General features: G+C 50.0%; 14 protein-coding genes. 6 read left to right on the top strand and 8 right to left on the bottom strand.

All coding sequences use genetic code 11. The annotated features are described in order from the left end of the window. Positions 1–12 precede the first annotated feature (12 nt). Positions 13–441, top strand: a complete 429-nt coding sequence (gene uspG / locus ESM_RS0121030) for a universal stress protein UspG (RefSeq protein WP_001515959.1) — start codon at positions 13–15, stop codon at positions 439–441. Positions 442–561: 120 nt separating this feature from the next. Here uspG and ahpF read toward each other — a convergent pair whose 3' ends face one another. Together ahpF and ahpC are read right to left on the bottom strand one after the other, a co-directional pair. Beyond that, positions 562–2,127 (bottom strand): alkyl hydroperoxide reductase subunit F, encoded by a 1,566-nt coding sequence (gene ahpF, locus ESM_RS0121025; RefSeq protein ID WP_010380701.1) that lies wholly within the window; start codon positions 2,125–2,127, stop codon positions 562–564. Between the two features lie 243 nt (positions 2,128–2,370). Next, positions 2,371–2,934: an alkyl hydroperoxide reductase subunit C gene (ahpC, locus tag ESM_RS0121015; protein WP_000052796.1), complete on the bottom strand. Its 564-nt coding sequence runs from the start codon at positions 2,932–2,934 to the stop codon at positions 2,371–2,373. Between the two features lie 373 nt (positions 2,935–3,307). Between ahpC and dsbG the strand changes: the two genes are divergently transcribed. The 4 genes from dsbG to ESM_RS0120995 all read left to right on the top strand — a co-directional run bounded on the left by dsbG (position 3,308) and on the right by ESM_RS0120995 (position 7,131). Further along, positions 3,308–4,054, top strand: coding sequence for a thiol:disulfide interchange protein DsbG (gene dsbG / locus ESM_RS0121010; RefSeq protein WP_000913734.1), 747 nt, complete (start codon positions 3,308–3,310; stop codon positions 4,052–4,054). Between the two features lie 207 nt (positions 4,055–4,261). Beyond that, positions 4,262–5,167 (top strand): DNA-binding transcriptional repressor CitR, encoded by a 906-nt coding sequence (citR, locus tag ESM_RS0121005; RefSeq protein ID WP_000002459.1) that lies wholly within the window; start codon positions 4,262–4,264, stop codon positions 5,165–5,167. Between the two features lie 141 nt (positions 5,168–5,308). Further along, a complete protein-coding gene (locus ESM_RS0121000; RefSeq protein ID WP_000029788.1) occupies positions 5,309–6,529 on the top strand; it encodes a phosphoadenosine phosphosulfate reductase in 1,221 nt (406 codons plus the stop codon). Continuing rightward, on the top strand, positions 6,502–7,131 hold the full coding sequence (locus tag ESM_RS0120995; RefSeq protein WP_000526876.1) for an IbrB-like domain-containing protein: 630 nt from the start codon (positions 6,502–6,504) through the stop codon (positions 7,129–7,131). The genes ESM_RS0121000 and ESM_RS0120995 overlap by 28 nt, the downstream gene beginning before the upstream one ends. Here the strand turns inward: ESM_RS0120995 and ybdL are convergent, their stop codons facing one another. Then, on the bottom strand, positions 7,132–8,292 hold the full coding sequence (ybdL, locus tag ESM_RS0120990; protein ID WP_000183958.1) for a methionine-oxo-acid transaminase: 1,161 nt from the start codon (positions 8,290–8,292) through the stop codon (positions 7,132–7,134). It abuts the gene before it with no gap. Positions 8,293–8,400: 108 nt separating this feature from the next. On the opposite strand from ybdL, the gene hcxA reads away from it, so the two are divergent. Continuing rightward, a complete protein-coding gene (hcxA, locus tag ESM_RS0120985; RefSeq protein ID WP_001120480.1) occupies positions 8,401–9,489 on the top strand; it encodes a hydroxycarboxylate dehydrogenase HcxA in 1,089 nt (362 codons plus the stop codon). A gap of 9 nt (positions 9,490–9,498) precedes the next feature. On the opposite strand, the gene ESM_RS0120980 is transcribed toward hcxA, so the two are convergent. From ESM_RS0120980 to entB, 5 genes are all read right to left on the bottom strand, one after another. Beyond that, positions 9,499–9,696 carry a YbdD/YjiX family protein gene (locus ESM_RS0120980; protein WP_000460431.1) on the bottom strand — a complete coding sequence of 66 codons (198 nt, stop codon included), beginning with the start codon at positions 9,694–9,696 and terminating at the stop codon, positions 9,499–9,501. A gap of 148 nt (positions 9,697–9,844) precedes the next feature. After that, positions 9,845–11,950, bottom strand: a complete 2,106-nt coding sequence (gene cstA, locus ESM_RS0120975) for a pyruvate/proton symporter CstA (protein ID WP_001043117.1) — start codon at positions 11,948–11,950, stop codon at positions 9,845–9,847. 180 nt (positions 11,951–12,130) lie between these two features. Then, entirely contained in the window at positions 12,131–12,544 is a 414-nt protein-coding gene (entH, locus tag ESM_RS0120970) for a proofreading thioesterase EntH (protein WP_000637956.1), read from the bottom strand. Positions 12,545–12,546: 2 nt separating this feature from the next. Next, complete coding sequence (gene entA / locus ESM_RS0120965) at positions 12,547–13,293, bottom strand: 2,3-dihydro-2,3-dihydroxybenzoate dehydrogenase EntA (RefSeq protein ID WP_001011656.1); 747 nt, start codon at positions 13,291–13,293, stop codon at positions 12,547–12,549. Further along, positions 13,293–14,150 (bottom strand): enterobactin biosynthesis bifunctional isochorismatase/aryl carrier protein EntB, encoded by an 858-nt coding sequence (gene entB / locus ESM_RS0120960; protein ID WP_001007132.1) that lies wholly within the window; start codon positions 14,148–14,150, stop codon positions 13,293–13,295. The genes entA and entB overlap by 1 nt, the downstream gene beginning before the upstream one ends. Positions 14,151–14,157 lie beyond the last annotated feature (7 nt).

Raw genomic sequence — 14,157 nt, 5'->3', positions numbered from 1 at the left:
GAGAGAATGCTTATGTACAAAACAATCATTATGCCAGTAGACGTATTTGAAATGGAATTAAGCGACAAAGCCGTTCGTCACGCTGAATTTCTCGCCCAGGATGATGGTGTAATTCATTTACTCCATGTATTACCAGGCGCTGCAAGCCTTAGTCTGCACCGTTTTGCTGCCGATGTGCGTCGTTTCGAAGAGCATTTGCAACATGAGGCGGAAGAGCGCCTGCAGACAATGGTGGGTCATTTCACTATTGATCCCTCCCGTATCAAACCACATGTCCGTTTTGGTAGCGTGAGAGATGAGGTGAATGAATTAGCCAAAGAACTGAATGCGGATGTTGTGGTTATCGGTTCGCGTAATCCATCAATTTCAACCCATCTGTTAGGTTCTAACGCTTCCAGCGTGATCCGCCACGCCCATCTGCCTGTATTAGTCGTTCGTTAACAAATTAACGTATTTATGGTGCCCTGCCCGGAGCCATCCCGGCAGGGTTTTCTATAACGAAAAAAAGCCGCCAGGTTTGACCCCGGCGGCTAAACAATTGCAGGTGAATCTTACTTCTTCTTATGCAGTTTTGGTGCGAATCAGGTAGTCAAAGGCACTCAGAGAGGCTTTGGCACCTTCGCCAGTGGCGATGATGATCTGTTTGTACGGAACCGTTGTACAGTCACCGGCTGCAAACACGCCTTTGACGTTGGTTTCGCATTTCGCATCGATGATGATTTCACCCATGCGGTTACGTTCTACTGCGCCTTCCAGCCAGTTGGTGTTCGGCAGCAGACCAATCTGAACGAAAATACCGGCCAGTTCGATATTGTGAATATCGCCGCTCACGCGATCACGGTATTCCAGACCAACAACTTTGCTACCGTCGCCTTTTACTTCAGTGGTTTGCGCATTCAGAATGATGTCGACGTTTTTCAGACTGCGCAGTTTGTCCTGCAGAACCTGGTCGGCTTTCATTTCTGGCGCAAACTCAAGCAGGGTAACGTGTTCAACAATACCCGCCAGATCAATCGCGGCTTCCACGCCGGAGTTGCCGCCGCCAATCACCGCTACACGTTTGCCTTTAAACAGCGGGCCGTCGCAGTGCGGGCAGTAGGTTACGCCTTTGGTGCGATACTGATCTTCACCCGGAACGTTCATGTTGCGCCATTTTGCGCCGGTCGCCACGATAATGCTGCGGGCTTTCAGTACCGCGCCGGAAGCTGTTTCAATCTGATGCAGACCGCCTTCAACCGCGGCCGGGATCAGCTTGCTCGCGCTCTGGCTGTCGATCACATCAACATCGTATTCATCAACGTGAACTTTCAGCGCACCAGCCAGTTTCTGGCCTTCGGTTTTCGGCACGGAGATGTAGTTTTCAATGTCAACGGTATCGAGGATCTGACCACCGAAACGTTCGCCCATCAGACCAGTACGGATACCCTTACGTGCGGAGTAAATTGCCGCCGCAGCACCCGCCGGGCCAGAACCAACGATCAGCACATCATAAGCGTCACGCTTGTTCAGCTCTTCTGCCGCACGTTTTTCAGCGCCAGTATCAATCTTCGCAACGATTTCAGTCAGCGTCATACGCCCCTGACCAAACTCTTTACCATTCACGAATACGGCCGGAACGCCCATCACGTTACGATCGGTGATTTCGTTCTGGAACGTACCACCGTCAATCGCCGTGTGTTTAATGCGCGGGTTCAGTACGCTCATCAGGTTCAGCGCCTGCACCACGTCCGGACAGTTATGGCAGGAAAGCGAATAATAAGTTTCAAATTCAAAATCACCGTCAATGTCGCGGATCTGCTCCAGCAGAGACTGCGCTTCTTTCGACGGATGACCACCGGTCCACAGCAGAGCCAGTACCAGCGAGGTAAATTCATGGCCCAGCGGAGAGCCTGCAAAACGCGGCCCCTGGTTAGAACCTGGGTTGGTGATCAGGAAAGACGGCTTACGCACCGGCAAGCTGTTATCTTCTTTAAAGGTGACTTTGTCTGACAGTTCTGCGATCTCAGCCAACAGTTCCTTGATTTCTGCCGATTTAGCGCTGTCATCCAGCGTGGCAATTAACTCAACAGGCTTGGTCAATTTCTCAAGGTAAGCCTTGAGTTGAGTTTTCATATTTGTGTCGAGCATGTTTATCTCCTGGGCTTTAAACATCATCATGCAAGCGGCCTCTGCGGCTACCTGGATGCAGCTTGCATCATGGTGCGGGGAAGAAAATCGGGTGCCGCAGCACCCGATTAATTAGGTGAATTTCCGAAGTATTTCGCGTCAGAGCAAGGCGGCTAGCCTGTGAACCCCCGGAGCTTACACAAGTAAGTGACCGGGGTGAGCGGGCGACGCCAACACTGCTATGGCGTGAAAGACGAAGAAAATTTAGATTTTACCAACCAGGTCCAGGGATGGAGCCAGAGTTGCTTCACCTTCTTTCCATTTAGCCGGGCAAACTTCACCTGGGTGAGAAGCCACGTACTGTGCTGCTTTGATTTTACGCAGCAGGTCAGATGCGTCACGGCCAATGCCTTCAGCGGTAACTTCGATAGCCTGGATGATACCCTGCGGGTCAACAACGAAGGTAGCACGGTCAGCCAGACCTTCATCTTCACGCATGTTGTCGAAGTTACGGGTCAGGGCGCCAGTCGGGTCACCGATCATTGCATATTTAATTTTAGCGATGGTTTCAGAGCTGCTGTGCCATGCTTTGTGGGTGAAGTGAGTATCGGTAGATACTGCGTATACATCTACACCCAGTTTCTGCAGTTCTTCGTAGTGGTCAGCAACGTCGCCCAGTTCGGTCGGGCATACGAAAGTAAAGTCAGCCGGGTAGAAGAAGAAGACGCTCCAGCGGCCTTCGGTGTCTTTCTCGGTGATTTCGATGAATTCGCCGTTTTTGAATGCCTGGTTTTTAAAAGGTTTAATTTTGGTGTTAATCAAGGACATCTATACTTCCTCCGTGTTTTCGATGAGATGTAAGGTAACCAATTTTTGCCGATTCGGCTAATGCGTTTCCATTATCAAATCGATAAGTTTTACCTTACAACCTTCGTAAGACAACTTTGTGAACTTTGCATCGCCAGTGGCGATAAAAAGTAAAATGGGTCCCCTTTCCAGGTGACCGCATAACCTGAACTACCCTTTGGTATCTTCAGCGCCTGTTCAACAGGCTACGGTGTTGCGATGATAATCGCAACGACGAGAGGGATTACAACACCCTCATAAACAAAGGGCAATCACCTGAGATAAGGTCTTAACTATGACAGTGATAGGTTAAGCCTTTTATTGTGTATTTGCACTGAACGAAAAGGACAAGACAATGTTAAAAAAGATAATTTTTTTTACCCTGCTCCCAGGAATTGCTTACGCCGAAGAGCTTCCTGCGCCCGTTAAAGCGATTGAAAAACAGGGAATTACGATTATTAAATCGTTCGATGCGCCAGGCGGTATGAAAGGTTATCTGGGGAAATATCAGGATATGGGGGTCACTATCTACCTTACGCCAGACGGTAAGCATGCCATCTCTGGCTATATGTACAACGAAAAGGGAGAAAACCTCAGTAACGCTCTTATTGAAAAAGAGATTTACGCACCTGCCGGACGCGAAATGTGGCAGCGTATGGAACAATCAAACTGGTTACTTGACGGTAAAAAAGACGCGCCGGTCGTGGTTTATGTTTTTGCCGATCCTTTCTGCCCGTATTGCAAACAATTCTGGCAACAAGCACGCCCATGGGTTGATGCCGGTAAAGTTCAGATTCGTACTCTGCTGGTTGGCGTGATAAAACCAGAAAGCCCGGCCACCGCGGCGGCAATCCTCGCGTCTAAAGATCCGGCAAAAACGTGGCAAGAGTATGAGGCATCTGGCGGCAAGTTAAAGCTGAACCTCTCAGGGAGCATCACACCTGAACAGATGAAGATTCTCAGTGCCAACGAGACGTTGATGGACGAACTGGGCGCAAATGTTACCCCTGCTATTTATTACATGAGCCCAGAAAACACATTACAGCAGGCTGTCGGATTACCAGATCAAAAAACATTTAATATCATTATGGGAAATAAATAACCTTCATTCTATGGATAACTGGAATATTTATCTCTTTTCAGTTATCCAAAAAATCGCAAGTATTGTTCACCCCTCTCATATCAGCTATGCTATTTTAGAAAAACTTAATCGTGAATTAAGTAAAATAACATAATATATAAAAATACATAAAGCCATATCATTGACTTGATGAATATTATGAGAACAAGCATATGAATGGAGTGCATCATGGCTAATCTTTACGACTTAAAAAAATTCGATTTAAACTTGCTTGTCATTTTTGAGTGCATCTACCAACATCTTAGTATTAGCAAGGCCGCAGAATCATTATATATAACGCCTTCTGCGGTAAGCCAGTCTTTACAACGTCTACGGGCGCAATTTAATGACCCCTTATTTATTCGCTCCGGTAAAGGAATTGCACCAACAACGACAGGATTAAATCTGCATCATCATCTTGAGAAAAATCTCAAAAACCTTGAGCAAACCATCAACATTGTCAATAAATCCGAGCTGAAGAAAAAATTTATTATTTATGGTCCGCAACTTATCTCGTCAACCAACAGTAGTCTTTTGATCGGATGCCTACGACAAGACACATCGGTAGAAATTGAACATCATGACATTATGATGTCAGCAGAAAGCGCCGAAAATTTATTGGCTTATCGCAAAGCAGATCTGGTTATTACATTAATACCAGTCATCAGTCGCTCGGTGAGCTGTGTACCTTTTCAATCGATACGCAACACGCTTATCTGTAGTGCATCTCATCCGAGAATAACGGAATACAGTAGCCGCGAAGACATTCTTGATGAAGAGTTTACTTTTCTGACATCAAAAGCATCTGGCCTTGAAGATTTTCAGATGGAAATAGAAGCGATTCTGGCAAACCGAAAAATAGCATTCCGTAGTTCTTCTCTGTTTACTATTATCAATACTATTGCGGTAACCGATTTACTGGGTATTGTTCCCTTTGAACTATATCGTTGTCATCAGAAAAACCTGCAATTAAAACAAATAAAACTAAAACATAACCTCCCCTCTAATACACTTTATATTTCCTATAATAAATCATCATTAAACAATCTGGCGTTCTCTCGATTTATTGATCGCTTAAATGACAGCTTATCCTGAAAACCTATCAATAAGAACAATATTCATCATAAAAAAATTCACCTAGTGAATATAAAATAAGATATTTCATTTAAGTTTATTAATATTATAATCAGCAAACTATTGCACTTTCTCCCGGTCATGTTAAGAGAGCGTTTACAGATGTCCATTTATAAAATTCCGCTTCCTCTCAATATTCTGGAAGCAGCACAAGACCGTATCACCTGGACACTTAATACACTGCCCCGCGTATGCGTCTCTTTTTCTGGTGGTAAAGATTCTGGCTTAATGCTTCATTTGACCGCAGGTCTGGCCAGGAAAATAGGAAAAAAAATACACGTCCTGTTTATCGACTGGGAAGCACAGTTTTCTTGTACTATTGACTATGTTCAATCGCTACGGGAACAATATGCGGATGTCATCGAAACGTTTTATTGGGTGGCTCTACCGTTAACAACACAAAATTCATTATCCCAATATCAACCTGAATGGCAGTGCTGGCAACCTGATACTGAATGGGTTCGACAGCCACCAGAAGATGCGATAACCGACCCGGCATTTTTCTCGTTTTATCAATCGGGTATGACGTTTGAACATTTCGTGCGTGAATTTGCCGAATGGTTTTCACAACAACGACCAGCCGCAATGATGGTCGGGATCCGTGCCGACGAGTCTTATAATCGTTTCGTCGCCATTGCCAGTTTAAATAAACAACGTTTTGCTGACGATAAGCCGTGGACCACCGCCGCGCCAGGCGGTCATTGTTGGTACATTTACCCCATTTACGACTGGAAAGTCGCTGATATCTGGACCTGGTACGCTAAAGGCCAAAACCTCTGTAATCCGCTGTATAACCTGATGTACCAGGCTGGCGTCCCTCTGCGTCAAATGCGAATTTGCGAACCTTTTGGTCCAGAGCAACGGCAAGGTTTGTGGCTATATCATGTTCTTGAACCTGATCGATGGGCCGCAATGTGCGCCCGGGTCAGTGGCGTAAAAAGCGGTGGAATTTACGCTGGTCACAATAATCAATTCTATGGCCACAGGAAGATCCTAAAACCTGACCATTTAGACTGGCAGGAATATGCCTTATTACTGCTTAACAGCATGCCAGAAAAAACGGCTGATCATTATCGCAATAAAATTGCTGTTTATTTGCACTGGTATCAAAAAAAAGGAATCGAAATTCCTCAGACTCAACAAGGAGATATTGGCTCAAAAGACGTCCCCTCCTGGCGACGTATCTGCAAGGTATTACTCAACAATGATTATTGGTGCCGGGCGTTATCATTCAGCCCTACAAAAGCTAAAAATTATCAACGTTATAACGAACGGATGAAAGAAAAACGTCAGGAGTGGGGAATATTATGCAACAGCGATTAACTCAGGATTTAACGCAATTTCTCGCCAGTTTAGCGGAAGAAGATCGCATTAAGGCGATCAATGAGATCCGGATGGCGATACATCAAGTGAGTCCATTTCGCGACGAGCCGGTGGATTGTGTGTTATGGGTTAAAAATAGCCAACTCGTGCCAAACGATTACAATCCCAATAATGTGGCACCGCCAGAGAAGAAGCTATTAAAAAAATCCATTGAAATTGATGGTTTTACCCAACCGATTGTAGTAACCAACACCAGAGCTAATACGCTTGAAATTGTTGATGGTTTCCACCGCCATGAAATTGGTAAAGGCTCTAACACGTTAAAAACGCGCTTAAAAGGGTATTTACCGGTTACCTGTCTGGAAAGGGATCGTAACGAACGCATCGCTGCAACGATTCGCCACAACCGCGCGCGTGGCCGCCACCAAATCACAGCAATGTCAGAAATCGTTCGTGAACTCAGCCAGTTGGGATGGGACGATAATAAAATCAGTATAGAACTGGGTATGGACAGCGACGAAGTGCTACGCCTCAAGCAAATAAACGGCCTGCAAGAGTTGTTTGCCGACCGTAGATATTCCCGTGCCTGGACGGTGAAATAATTACAACTGGCGCAGGCGTTCAGCCGCCGCCAGCAGCGTCGATTCCTTCTTGGCAAAACAGAGACGAATCAGTTTATGCGGGAAGGGATCGGCACAAAACACCGACAGAGGGATCGCCGCTACACCATGCTCCTGTGTTAACCACTGACAGAACTCGACATCATTCAACGTAGAAACGGCGCTGTAATCCACCAGCAAAAAGTAAGTGCCTTCACAGGGTAAGATCTCCAGTCTGCTCTCTCGTAATGCATTCACAAGAATATCGCGCTTCTGGCGATAAAAGTCCGGTAACGCAAGATAATGTTCAGGTTCCTCCCGCAGCATATCGGCAAGCGCCAGTTGTGTGGGAGTATTGACCGAAAAAGTCAAATACTGATGCACCTTGCGGATCTCGGCGCTGATGGGCGCTGGCGCAACGCAATACCCCACTTTCCAGCCAGTCATATGATAGGTCTTGCCAAACGATGACACCGCCACCGCCCGCTCACGCAGTTGCGGATGCGCCAGTACACTGGCATGGCCCTGCTGTGAAAAATTGATGTGCTCGTAGACCTCATCGCTAATGACAAAAATCTCGCGCTCGGCAATCGCCTGCCACAAGGCTGCAAAATCAGCCTGCTGCCAGACAGTGGCGCTGGGATTATGCGGCGTATTGAGGATCACCAACCGGGTACGCTCGCTCAGTAACGCAGCAAACTCTTGCCAGTCAACGCGAAAATACGGCGGTTGCAGCGCGATGCGTTTCACTACCCCACCCGCTAGCGCGATGGCGGGTGCGTAACTGTCATAGCTGGGATCAAAACAGATAACCTCATCGCCACTACGTACCAACGCGGTAATCGCCGCATATAACGCCTCCGTCGCTCCTGCTGTTACGGTGATGTCATGTTCAGCATCCGGTTGATAGCCATACAGCCGTGCGGTTTTCTCAGCAATCGCCTCGCGCAATGCCTGCACGCCGGTCATTGGCGCGTATTGATTTGCGCCCTGAGCAACGTGATACGCCAGCCGCTCCTGCAAATAGCGCGGGCCATCAAAATCAGGAAAACCTTGCGACAGATTAATCGCCTGGTGCTGCTGCGCCAACGCGCTCATCCGGGTAAAAATAGTCGTGCCTAGTTGTGGAAGTTTGCTTTGTGGAATCAGAGGGTTATTTGTCATTTTTATCATGCCTGACGAAGTTGCGTGTTGAAGGCACTATAACACGATGTTAGTATTTGGCAATCAAGACGTTTAGATGTCTAAATAAAACAATAAGGACAACACAACATGCCTCACAATCCTATCCGCGTCGTCGTCGGCCCTGCTAACTACTTTTCTCATCCCGGAAGCCTGAATCACCTGCATGATTTTTTCACCAACGAACAGCTTGCTCGTGCCGTGTGGATTTATGGCGAACGTGCCATTGCTGCGGCAGAAACAAAACTTCCACCAGCGTTTGAGCTGCCCGGCGCAAAACATATTTTGTTTCGTGGTCATTGCAGCGAAAACAATGTGCAACAACTGGCGGCTGAGTCTGGTGACAATCGCAGCGTCGTGATTGGCGTCGGCGGCGGCGCACTGCTCGACACCGCGAAAGCCCTCGCCCGCCGTCTGGGTCTGCCGTTTGTTGCCGTTCCGACGATCGCCGCTACCTGCGCTGCCTGGACACCGCTCTCCGTCTGGTATAACGACGCCGGACAGGCGCTACATTATGAGATTTTCGACGACACCAATTTTATGGTGCTGGTGGAACCAGAGATTATCCTCAATGCACCGCAAGAATATCTGCTGGCGGGTATCGGTGACACGCTGGCGAAATGGTATGAAGCGGTGGTGCTGGCACCGCAACCGGAAACATTGCCGCTGACTGTGCGTCTGGGGCTCAATAGCGCACAGGCCATCCGCGACGTATTGTTAAGCAGTAGCGAACAGGCTCTTGCCGATCAGCAAAACAAGCAGTTAACGCAGTCATTTTGCGATGTGGTGGATGCGATTATCGCCGGTGGAGGTATGGTAGGAGGTCTGGGCGATCGTTTTACGCGTGTGGCGGCAGCTCATGCCGTGCATAACGGTCTGACCGTGCTGCCGCAAACCGAGAAATTTCTCCACGGCACCAAAGTTGCTTACGGCATTCTGGTACAAAGCGCCTTGCTGGGACAGGATGACGTGCTGGCGCAATTAACCGGGGCATATAAGCGTTTTCATCTACCGACCACGCTGGCGGAACTGGAAGTGGATATCAATAATCAGGCGGAAATCGACAAAGTGATTGTCCATACTTTGCGTCCGGTGGAGTCCATTCATTATCTGCCGGTCACGCTGACACCTGATACGTTGCGTGCAGCGTTCGAAAAAGTGGAATCATTTACCGTCTGACATGCAGATTTAGCAACAGCGCGCGCCGCCTTTGCCACCGTAGCGCGCGTCCTGCCGCTCGCGGAAAAACTCTTCATAAGTCATCGGCGTCTGATCAGGATGATTGACCCGCATATGTTCGACATAGTTATCGTAATCGGGCATGCCAATCATCAGCTTCGCCGCCTGACCTAAATATTTTCCGGCTTTTGCCAGTGAATCAAACATCAATACCTCCGGTAATCAGATTGCTGAGATATTGCCGGATGCGGCGTGAACACCTTATCCTGTCTACAAATGTTGCAGCGCATCAGGCAATTTTGCGTTTGTCATCAGCCTTACGCTCTCCCAAAAGAGAGAGCGTAATAGTGATAATTTAGTGCGCGCCTTTCGCCTGCGCCACGATCTCCTCAACATTTTCCGGCATCGGCTCATACGGCGTTTCTTTCGCCGTCGGCTTCGACTCTTTCAATGCCGCCAGTGCCGTCTTAATCGAGAACAGCGCCAGAACCACCACAACCACCATAAAGAAGATGGTCAGTCCGGCATCCAGACGGTTGTTGAACACCAGTTGCGCCAGTTGTGACTCGGTATACTGCGACGGAATATTACCGCTGTCGATCATTGCCTGGAACTTGTTCGCAATTGCCAGGAAGCCGACTTTCGCATCCGGGCTAAACGCTTTCTGCCAGCCTGCGGTCAGGGTACAAATCAGCAACCAGGCCGTTGGCACCAGTGCCACCCAGGCATAACGTTGACGTTTCATCTTGAACAGCACCACGGCACAAAGCATCAGCGCCATCCCCGCCAGCATCTGGTTAGCAATACCAAACAGCGGCCACAGGGTATTAATGCCGCCCAGCGGATCGACCACGCCCTGATGCAGGAAGTAACCCCAGGCCAGTACGCACAGCGCCGTCGCCAGCAGGTTAGCAGGCAGTGAATCCGTCCGTTTCAGACCAGGAGAAACCACGCCCAGCAGATCCTGCAACATAAAGCGCGCAGCACGCGTACCCGCATCTACCGCCGTCAGAATAAACAGCGCTTCAAACAGAATGGCAAAATGATACCAGAACGCCACATCCATCATGCCGCCCAGCGCGCCGTGCAGGATGTAGGCCATCCCTACCGCCAGCGTTGGCGCACCGCCCGCACGAGAAATGATCGACTGTTCACCGACTTCACTGGCAATCTGGTTTAACGTATCCGGGGTAATTGCAAAGCCCCAGCTACTCACCACTTGCGCTGCAGAAGCCACCACATCTGCCGTACCTGCCGGAGCCAGCACCGCCATCGGGCTGTTCATGGCGAAGTACACGCCCGGATCGATGATACAGGCGGAAACCAGCGCCATAATCGCCACGAAGGATTCCATCAACATTCCGCCGTAACCGATAAAGCACGCCTGACCTTCGTTCGCCAGCATCTTTGGCGTGGTGCCGGAAGAGATCAGCGCATGGAAGCCAGACACTGCACCACAGGCGATGGTGATAAACAGGAACGGGAACAGGTTACCGGTCCATACCGGGCCAGTACCATCGATAAATTTGGTCAGCGCCGGCATGGTCAGCGTGGGGCGCATAATCAGAATTCCCACCGCCAGACCAACGATAGTCCCGATTTTCAGGAAGGTAGAGAGGTAGTCACGCGGAGCCAACAGCAGCCATACCGGCAGCACTGCCGCCACAAAACCGTAGCCCACCAGCATCCAGGTCAACTGCACGCCCGTAAAGTCAAAGTACGGTGCCCAGGTCGGACTTTCTGCCACCCAGCCGCCAGAAATGATGGCGAAAATCAGGAACACCAGACCGATGATCGACACTTCACCAATGCGACCTGGACGCAGGTAGCGCAGGTAGATCCCCATAAAAAGCGCCAGCGGAATAGTGAACGCAACGGTGTACGTTCCCCACGGACTATGGGTCAGGGCTTTCACCACGATCATCGCCAGCACCGCCAGAATGATCACCATGATCATAAAGCAGGCCACCAGCGCAATCACCCCGGCGGTTGGTCCCATTTCTTCTTTGACCAGTTCACCCAACGAGCGACCATCGCGGCGCGTGGAAACAAACAGCACCATGAAGTCCTGCACCGCACCGGCGAGAACCACCCCGGCAAGCAGCCAGATCATCCCCGGCAGGTAGCCCATCTGCGCCGCCAGCACCGGCCCGACCAGTGGGCCTGCGCCGGCAATGGCCGCAAAATGGTGACCGAACAGCACTTTTTTGTCCGTCGGCACATAGTCCAGACCGTCGTTATGGCGCACGGCTGGCGTCATACGAGTCGGGTCAACCGCCAGCACTTTTTTGGCGATAAACAGACCGTAAAAACGATAAGCGATGAGATAGATACAGACCGACGCCACCACAATCCACAGCGCGTTAATCTGTTCCCCACGATTTAAAGCAATGTATCCCAGAGCGAATGCTCCCATCACAGAGAGCACTGTCCAGACGAGGTATTTCCCTGACTTGTTCATAATTGTTATCCGTGTACGTATCCATAGAGATGTTACATTTTGTTTCTATAACATCTTTGCAAAATTTAACAACGCGATAACCAAACAAATAAGAGTTAAAACCAATAATTAACTTCACAATGTTAACTCGATCACTCCATTAACCGAGTTTTCCTGCAATCTCATTTTATTCTGTCGGGTTCATCCCAAAACCGCCGTACCCAGCCGACAGGTGCAGCAACGCCGTCCCTGTTCATCGAAAACGACAATCTCCCAGCTCTGATTTTGTCGCCCAAGATACAGCGGCTGACAGACGCCGCGCACCTTTCCCTGCGAGACAGGGCGATGATGGGTGGCATTAAGTTCCGTCCCCACCACGCACTGCCCGTCGCGAGTCATCATAAATCCAGCCATCGATCCCAACGTTTCTGCCAGCGCCGCCGACGCACCGCCGTGCAGCAGACCAAACGGCTGATGAGTACGGGTATCGACCGGCATTTCGGCTTCCAGCACATCATCACCCAGACGGGTGTAAACAATTCCCAGATGCGCCACCATCGTGTTATCGCTGGTAGCGTTCAGTTCATCCAGGGTCAAATGACGTTTCCAGATCACAGTTATGCTCCCAGCGTTGAGCCGCCATCCACCACGATATCCTGTAGCGTGATATGGCTGGCGAGATCGGAGGCAAGGAACAAAATCGTGTTGGCGATCTCCTGCGGACGGGCGATTTTCCCCAGTGGAATGCCAAGCTTAAACTGCTCACCAAAGCCGCGAATACGCTGCTCTTCCGCGTCATCGCTCACCCACAGCGTGCGTTGCATGTCGGTGTCGGTGGAACCCGGCGAAACCACGTTGCAACGAACTCCACTACCTGCCAGTTCCAGCCCGACGCTCAACGCCAGACTTTTCAGCGCCGCTTTCGACGCGCCATAAGCACTCATACCAATACGCGGCGTGTGTGCGGCATCGGACGCTACCGTAACAATCGCTCCACCCCGCTGACGGCGAAACTGATTCATGGTCTGTTGAAACAGGTTAAACGCACCGCCGACGTTGACCGCAAAAGTCTGCTGCCAGTCCTCTTTACTCAGTTGGTCTGTCGCGCCCATGCGCAAAATTCCTGCCGCATTGACCAGCACGTCCAGGCGCTGCGTTTCGCCTAACAGCCGCTGGCAGACTTGCGCCACCTGCCCGGCATCAGCAACATCCAGCACTTCAGTCGCAAAGGGATAATGCTCCAGCGTGAATGCCCGATCAAAGCCTGTGACTTTTGCTCCCGCTTCAACAAACGCCAGCGCCGTGGCATAGCCGATGCCTTTCCCCGCGCCGGTTACCCAGACATTTTTGCCGCTGAAATTCATTATTTCACCTCGCGAGAGAGTAGCTTCCACCAGGCGTCGATGGTCGGATTTTTCGCCAGCATGACAAAATCGATATCGCCATGCACTTTGCGCCAGCGCGCCGCCAGCGCCATCATGCGCACCGAATCCAGACCGTAGTCGATCAGGTTGTCGTCATCAAACGGTTCATCGGATTCATCCAGCAACGGCAGAATCACCTCGCGCAGCTCCGCTTTACTGGCAGGGATCGGTGCTGGCAGTAACTCTTCAGTCATCACCACCCGACCGGAACGCCCGGCAACATATTTCAGCGACATCAAATGCTCGTCACGGCTGAAATCGGCCAACGCATCAGCCACCATAAACGGTTTAATATCGCGCATAAACGCGTCGGTCGCAGTGGTCATACAACCGATGTGCGCATACACTCCGGTAATAATCAGTTGGTTACGTCCGCTCTCTTTAAGCATTTGCTCCAGCGGGGAACGATGAAACGCGCTGTAGCGCCACTTCACCAGCACTGTATCGTCAGCATCTGGCGTCAGGCGATCCACCACCTTTTGTTGTTCCGGCGAACGCGTCAGGCCCGGCCCCCACATATCATTCAGCAGCGCCCGATCTTCATCGCTCTGCTCTTTTGGCTGGGCAGTGTAATAAACCGGAATATTGTGTTGCTTACAGTAGTCACGCAGGGCGGCAATATTAGCGATCACCTGCTCCATCATCGGGCAGTTATCGCCCCAGAAGCTGACAAAATAGTCTTGCATATCATGGATTAATAGCGCAGCACGTTGCGGTTCAAAGGCCCAGTCGACTTTATTTTGCGGAATATCGTGAGACTCCGGCAGTGCGTAAGCCTGTAATTTTGGAATAGCCATCGTGTTC

Source organism: Escherichia sp. TW09308 (assembly GCF_000208565.1).
Classification (GTDB): Bacteria; Pseudomonadota; Gammaproteobacteria; order Enterobacterales; family Enterobacteriaceae; genus Escherichia; species Escherichia marmotae.
Note: the sequence above shows the minus strand (reverse complement) of the source record. Positions and strands in the feature narration are given on the sequence as shown.

Coding starts and splice junctions, on each gene's coding strand:
- citR (WP_000002459.1), top strand. CDS start 4,262: ATGGCTAATCTTTACGACTTAAAAAAATTCGATTTAAACTTGCTTGTC.
- ahpC (WP_000052796.1), bottom strand. CDS start 2,934: ATGTCCTTGATTAACACCAAAATTAAACCTTTTAAAAACCAGGCATTC.
- entA (WP_001011656.1), bottom strand. CDS start 13,293: ATGAATTTCAGCGGCAAAAATGTCTGGGTAACCGGCGCGGGGAAAGGC.
- hcxA (WP_001120480.1), top strand. CDS start 8,401: ATGCCTCACAATCCTATCCGCGTCGTCGTCGGCCCTGCTAACTACTTT.
- ESM_RS0121000 (WP_000029788.1), top strand. CDS start 5,309: ATGTCCATTTATAAAATTCCGCTTCCTCTCAATATTCTGGAAGCAGCA.
- ybdL (WP_000183958.1), bottom strand. CDS start 8,292: ATGACAAATAACCCTCTGATTCCACAAAGCAAACTTCCACAACTAGGC.
- cstA (WP_001043117.1), bottom strand. CDS start 11,950: ATGAACAAGTCAGGGAAATACCTCGTCTGGACAGTGCTCTCTGTGATG.
- uspG (WP_001515959.1), top strand. CDS start 13: ATGTACAAAACAATCATTATGCCAGTAGACGTATTTGAAATGGAATTA.
- entB (WP_001007132.1), bottom strand. CDS start 14,150: ATGGCTATTCCAAAATTACAGGCTTACGCACTGCCGGAGTCTCACGAT.
- ahpF (WP_010380701.1), bottom strand. CDS start 2,127: ATGCTCGACACAAATATGAAAACTCAACTCAAGGCTTACCTTGAGAAA.
- ESM_RS0120980 (WP_000460431.1), bottom strand. CDS start 9,696: ATGTTTGATTCACTGGCAAAAGCCGGAAAATATTTAGGTCAGGCGGCG.
- dsbG (WP_000913734.1), top strand. CDS start 3,308: ATGTTAAAAAAGATAATTTTTTTTACCCTGCTCCCAGGAATTGCTTAC.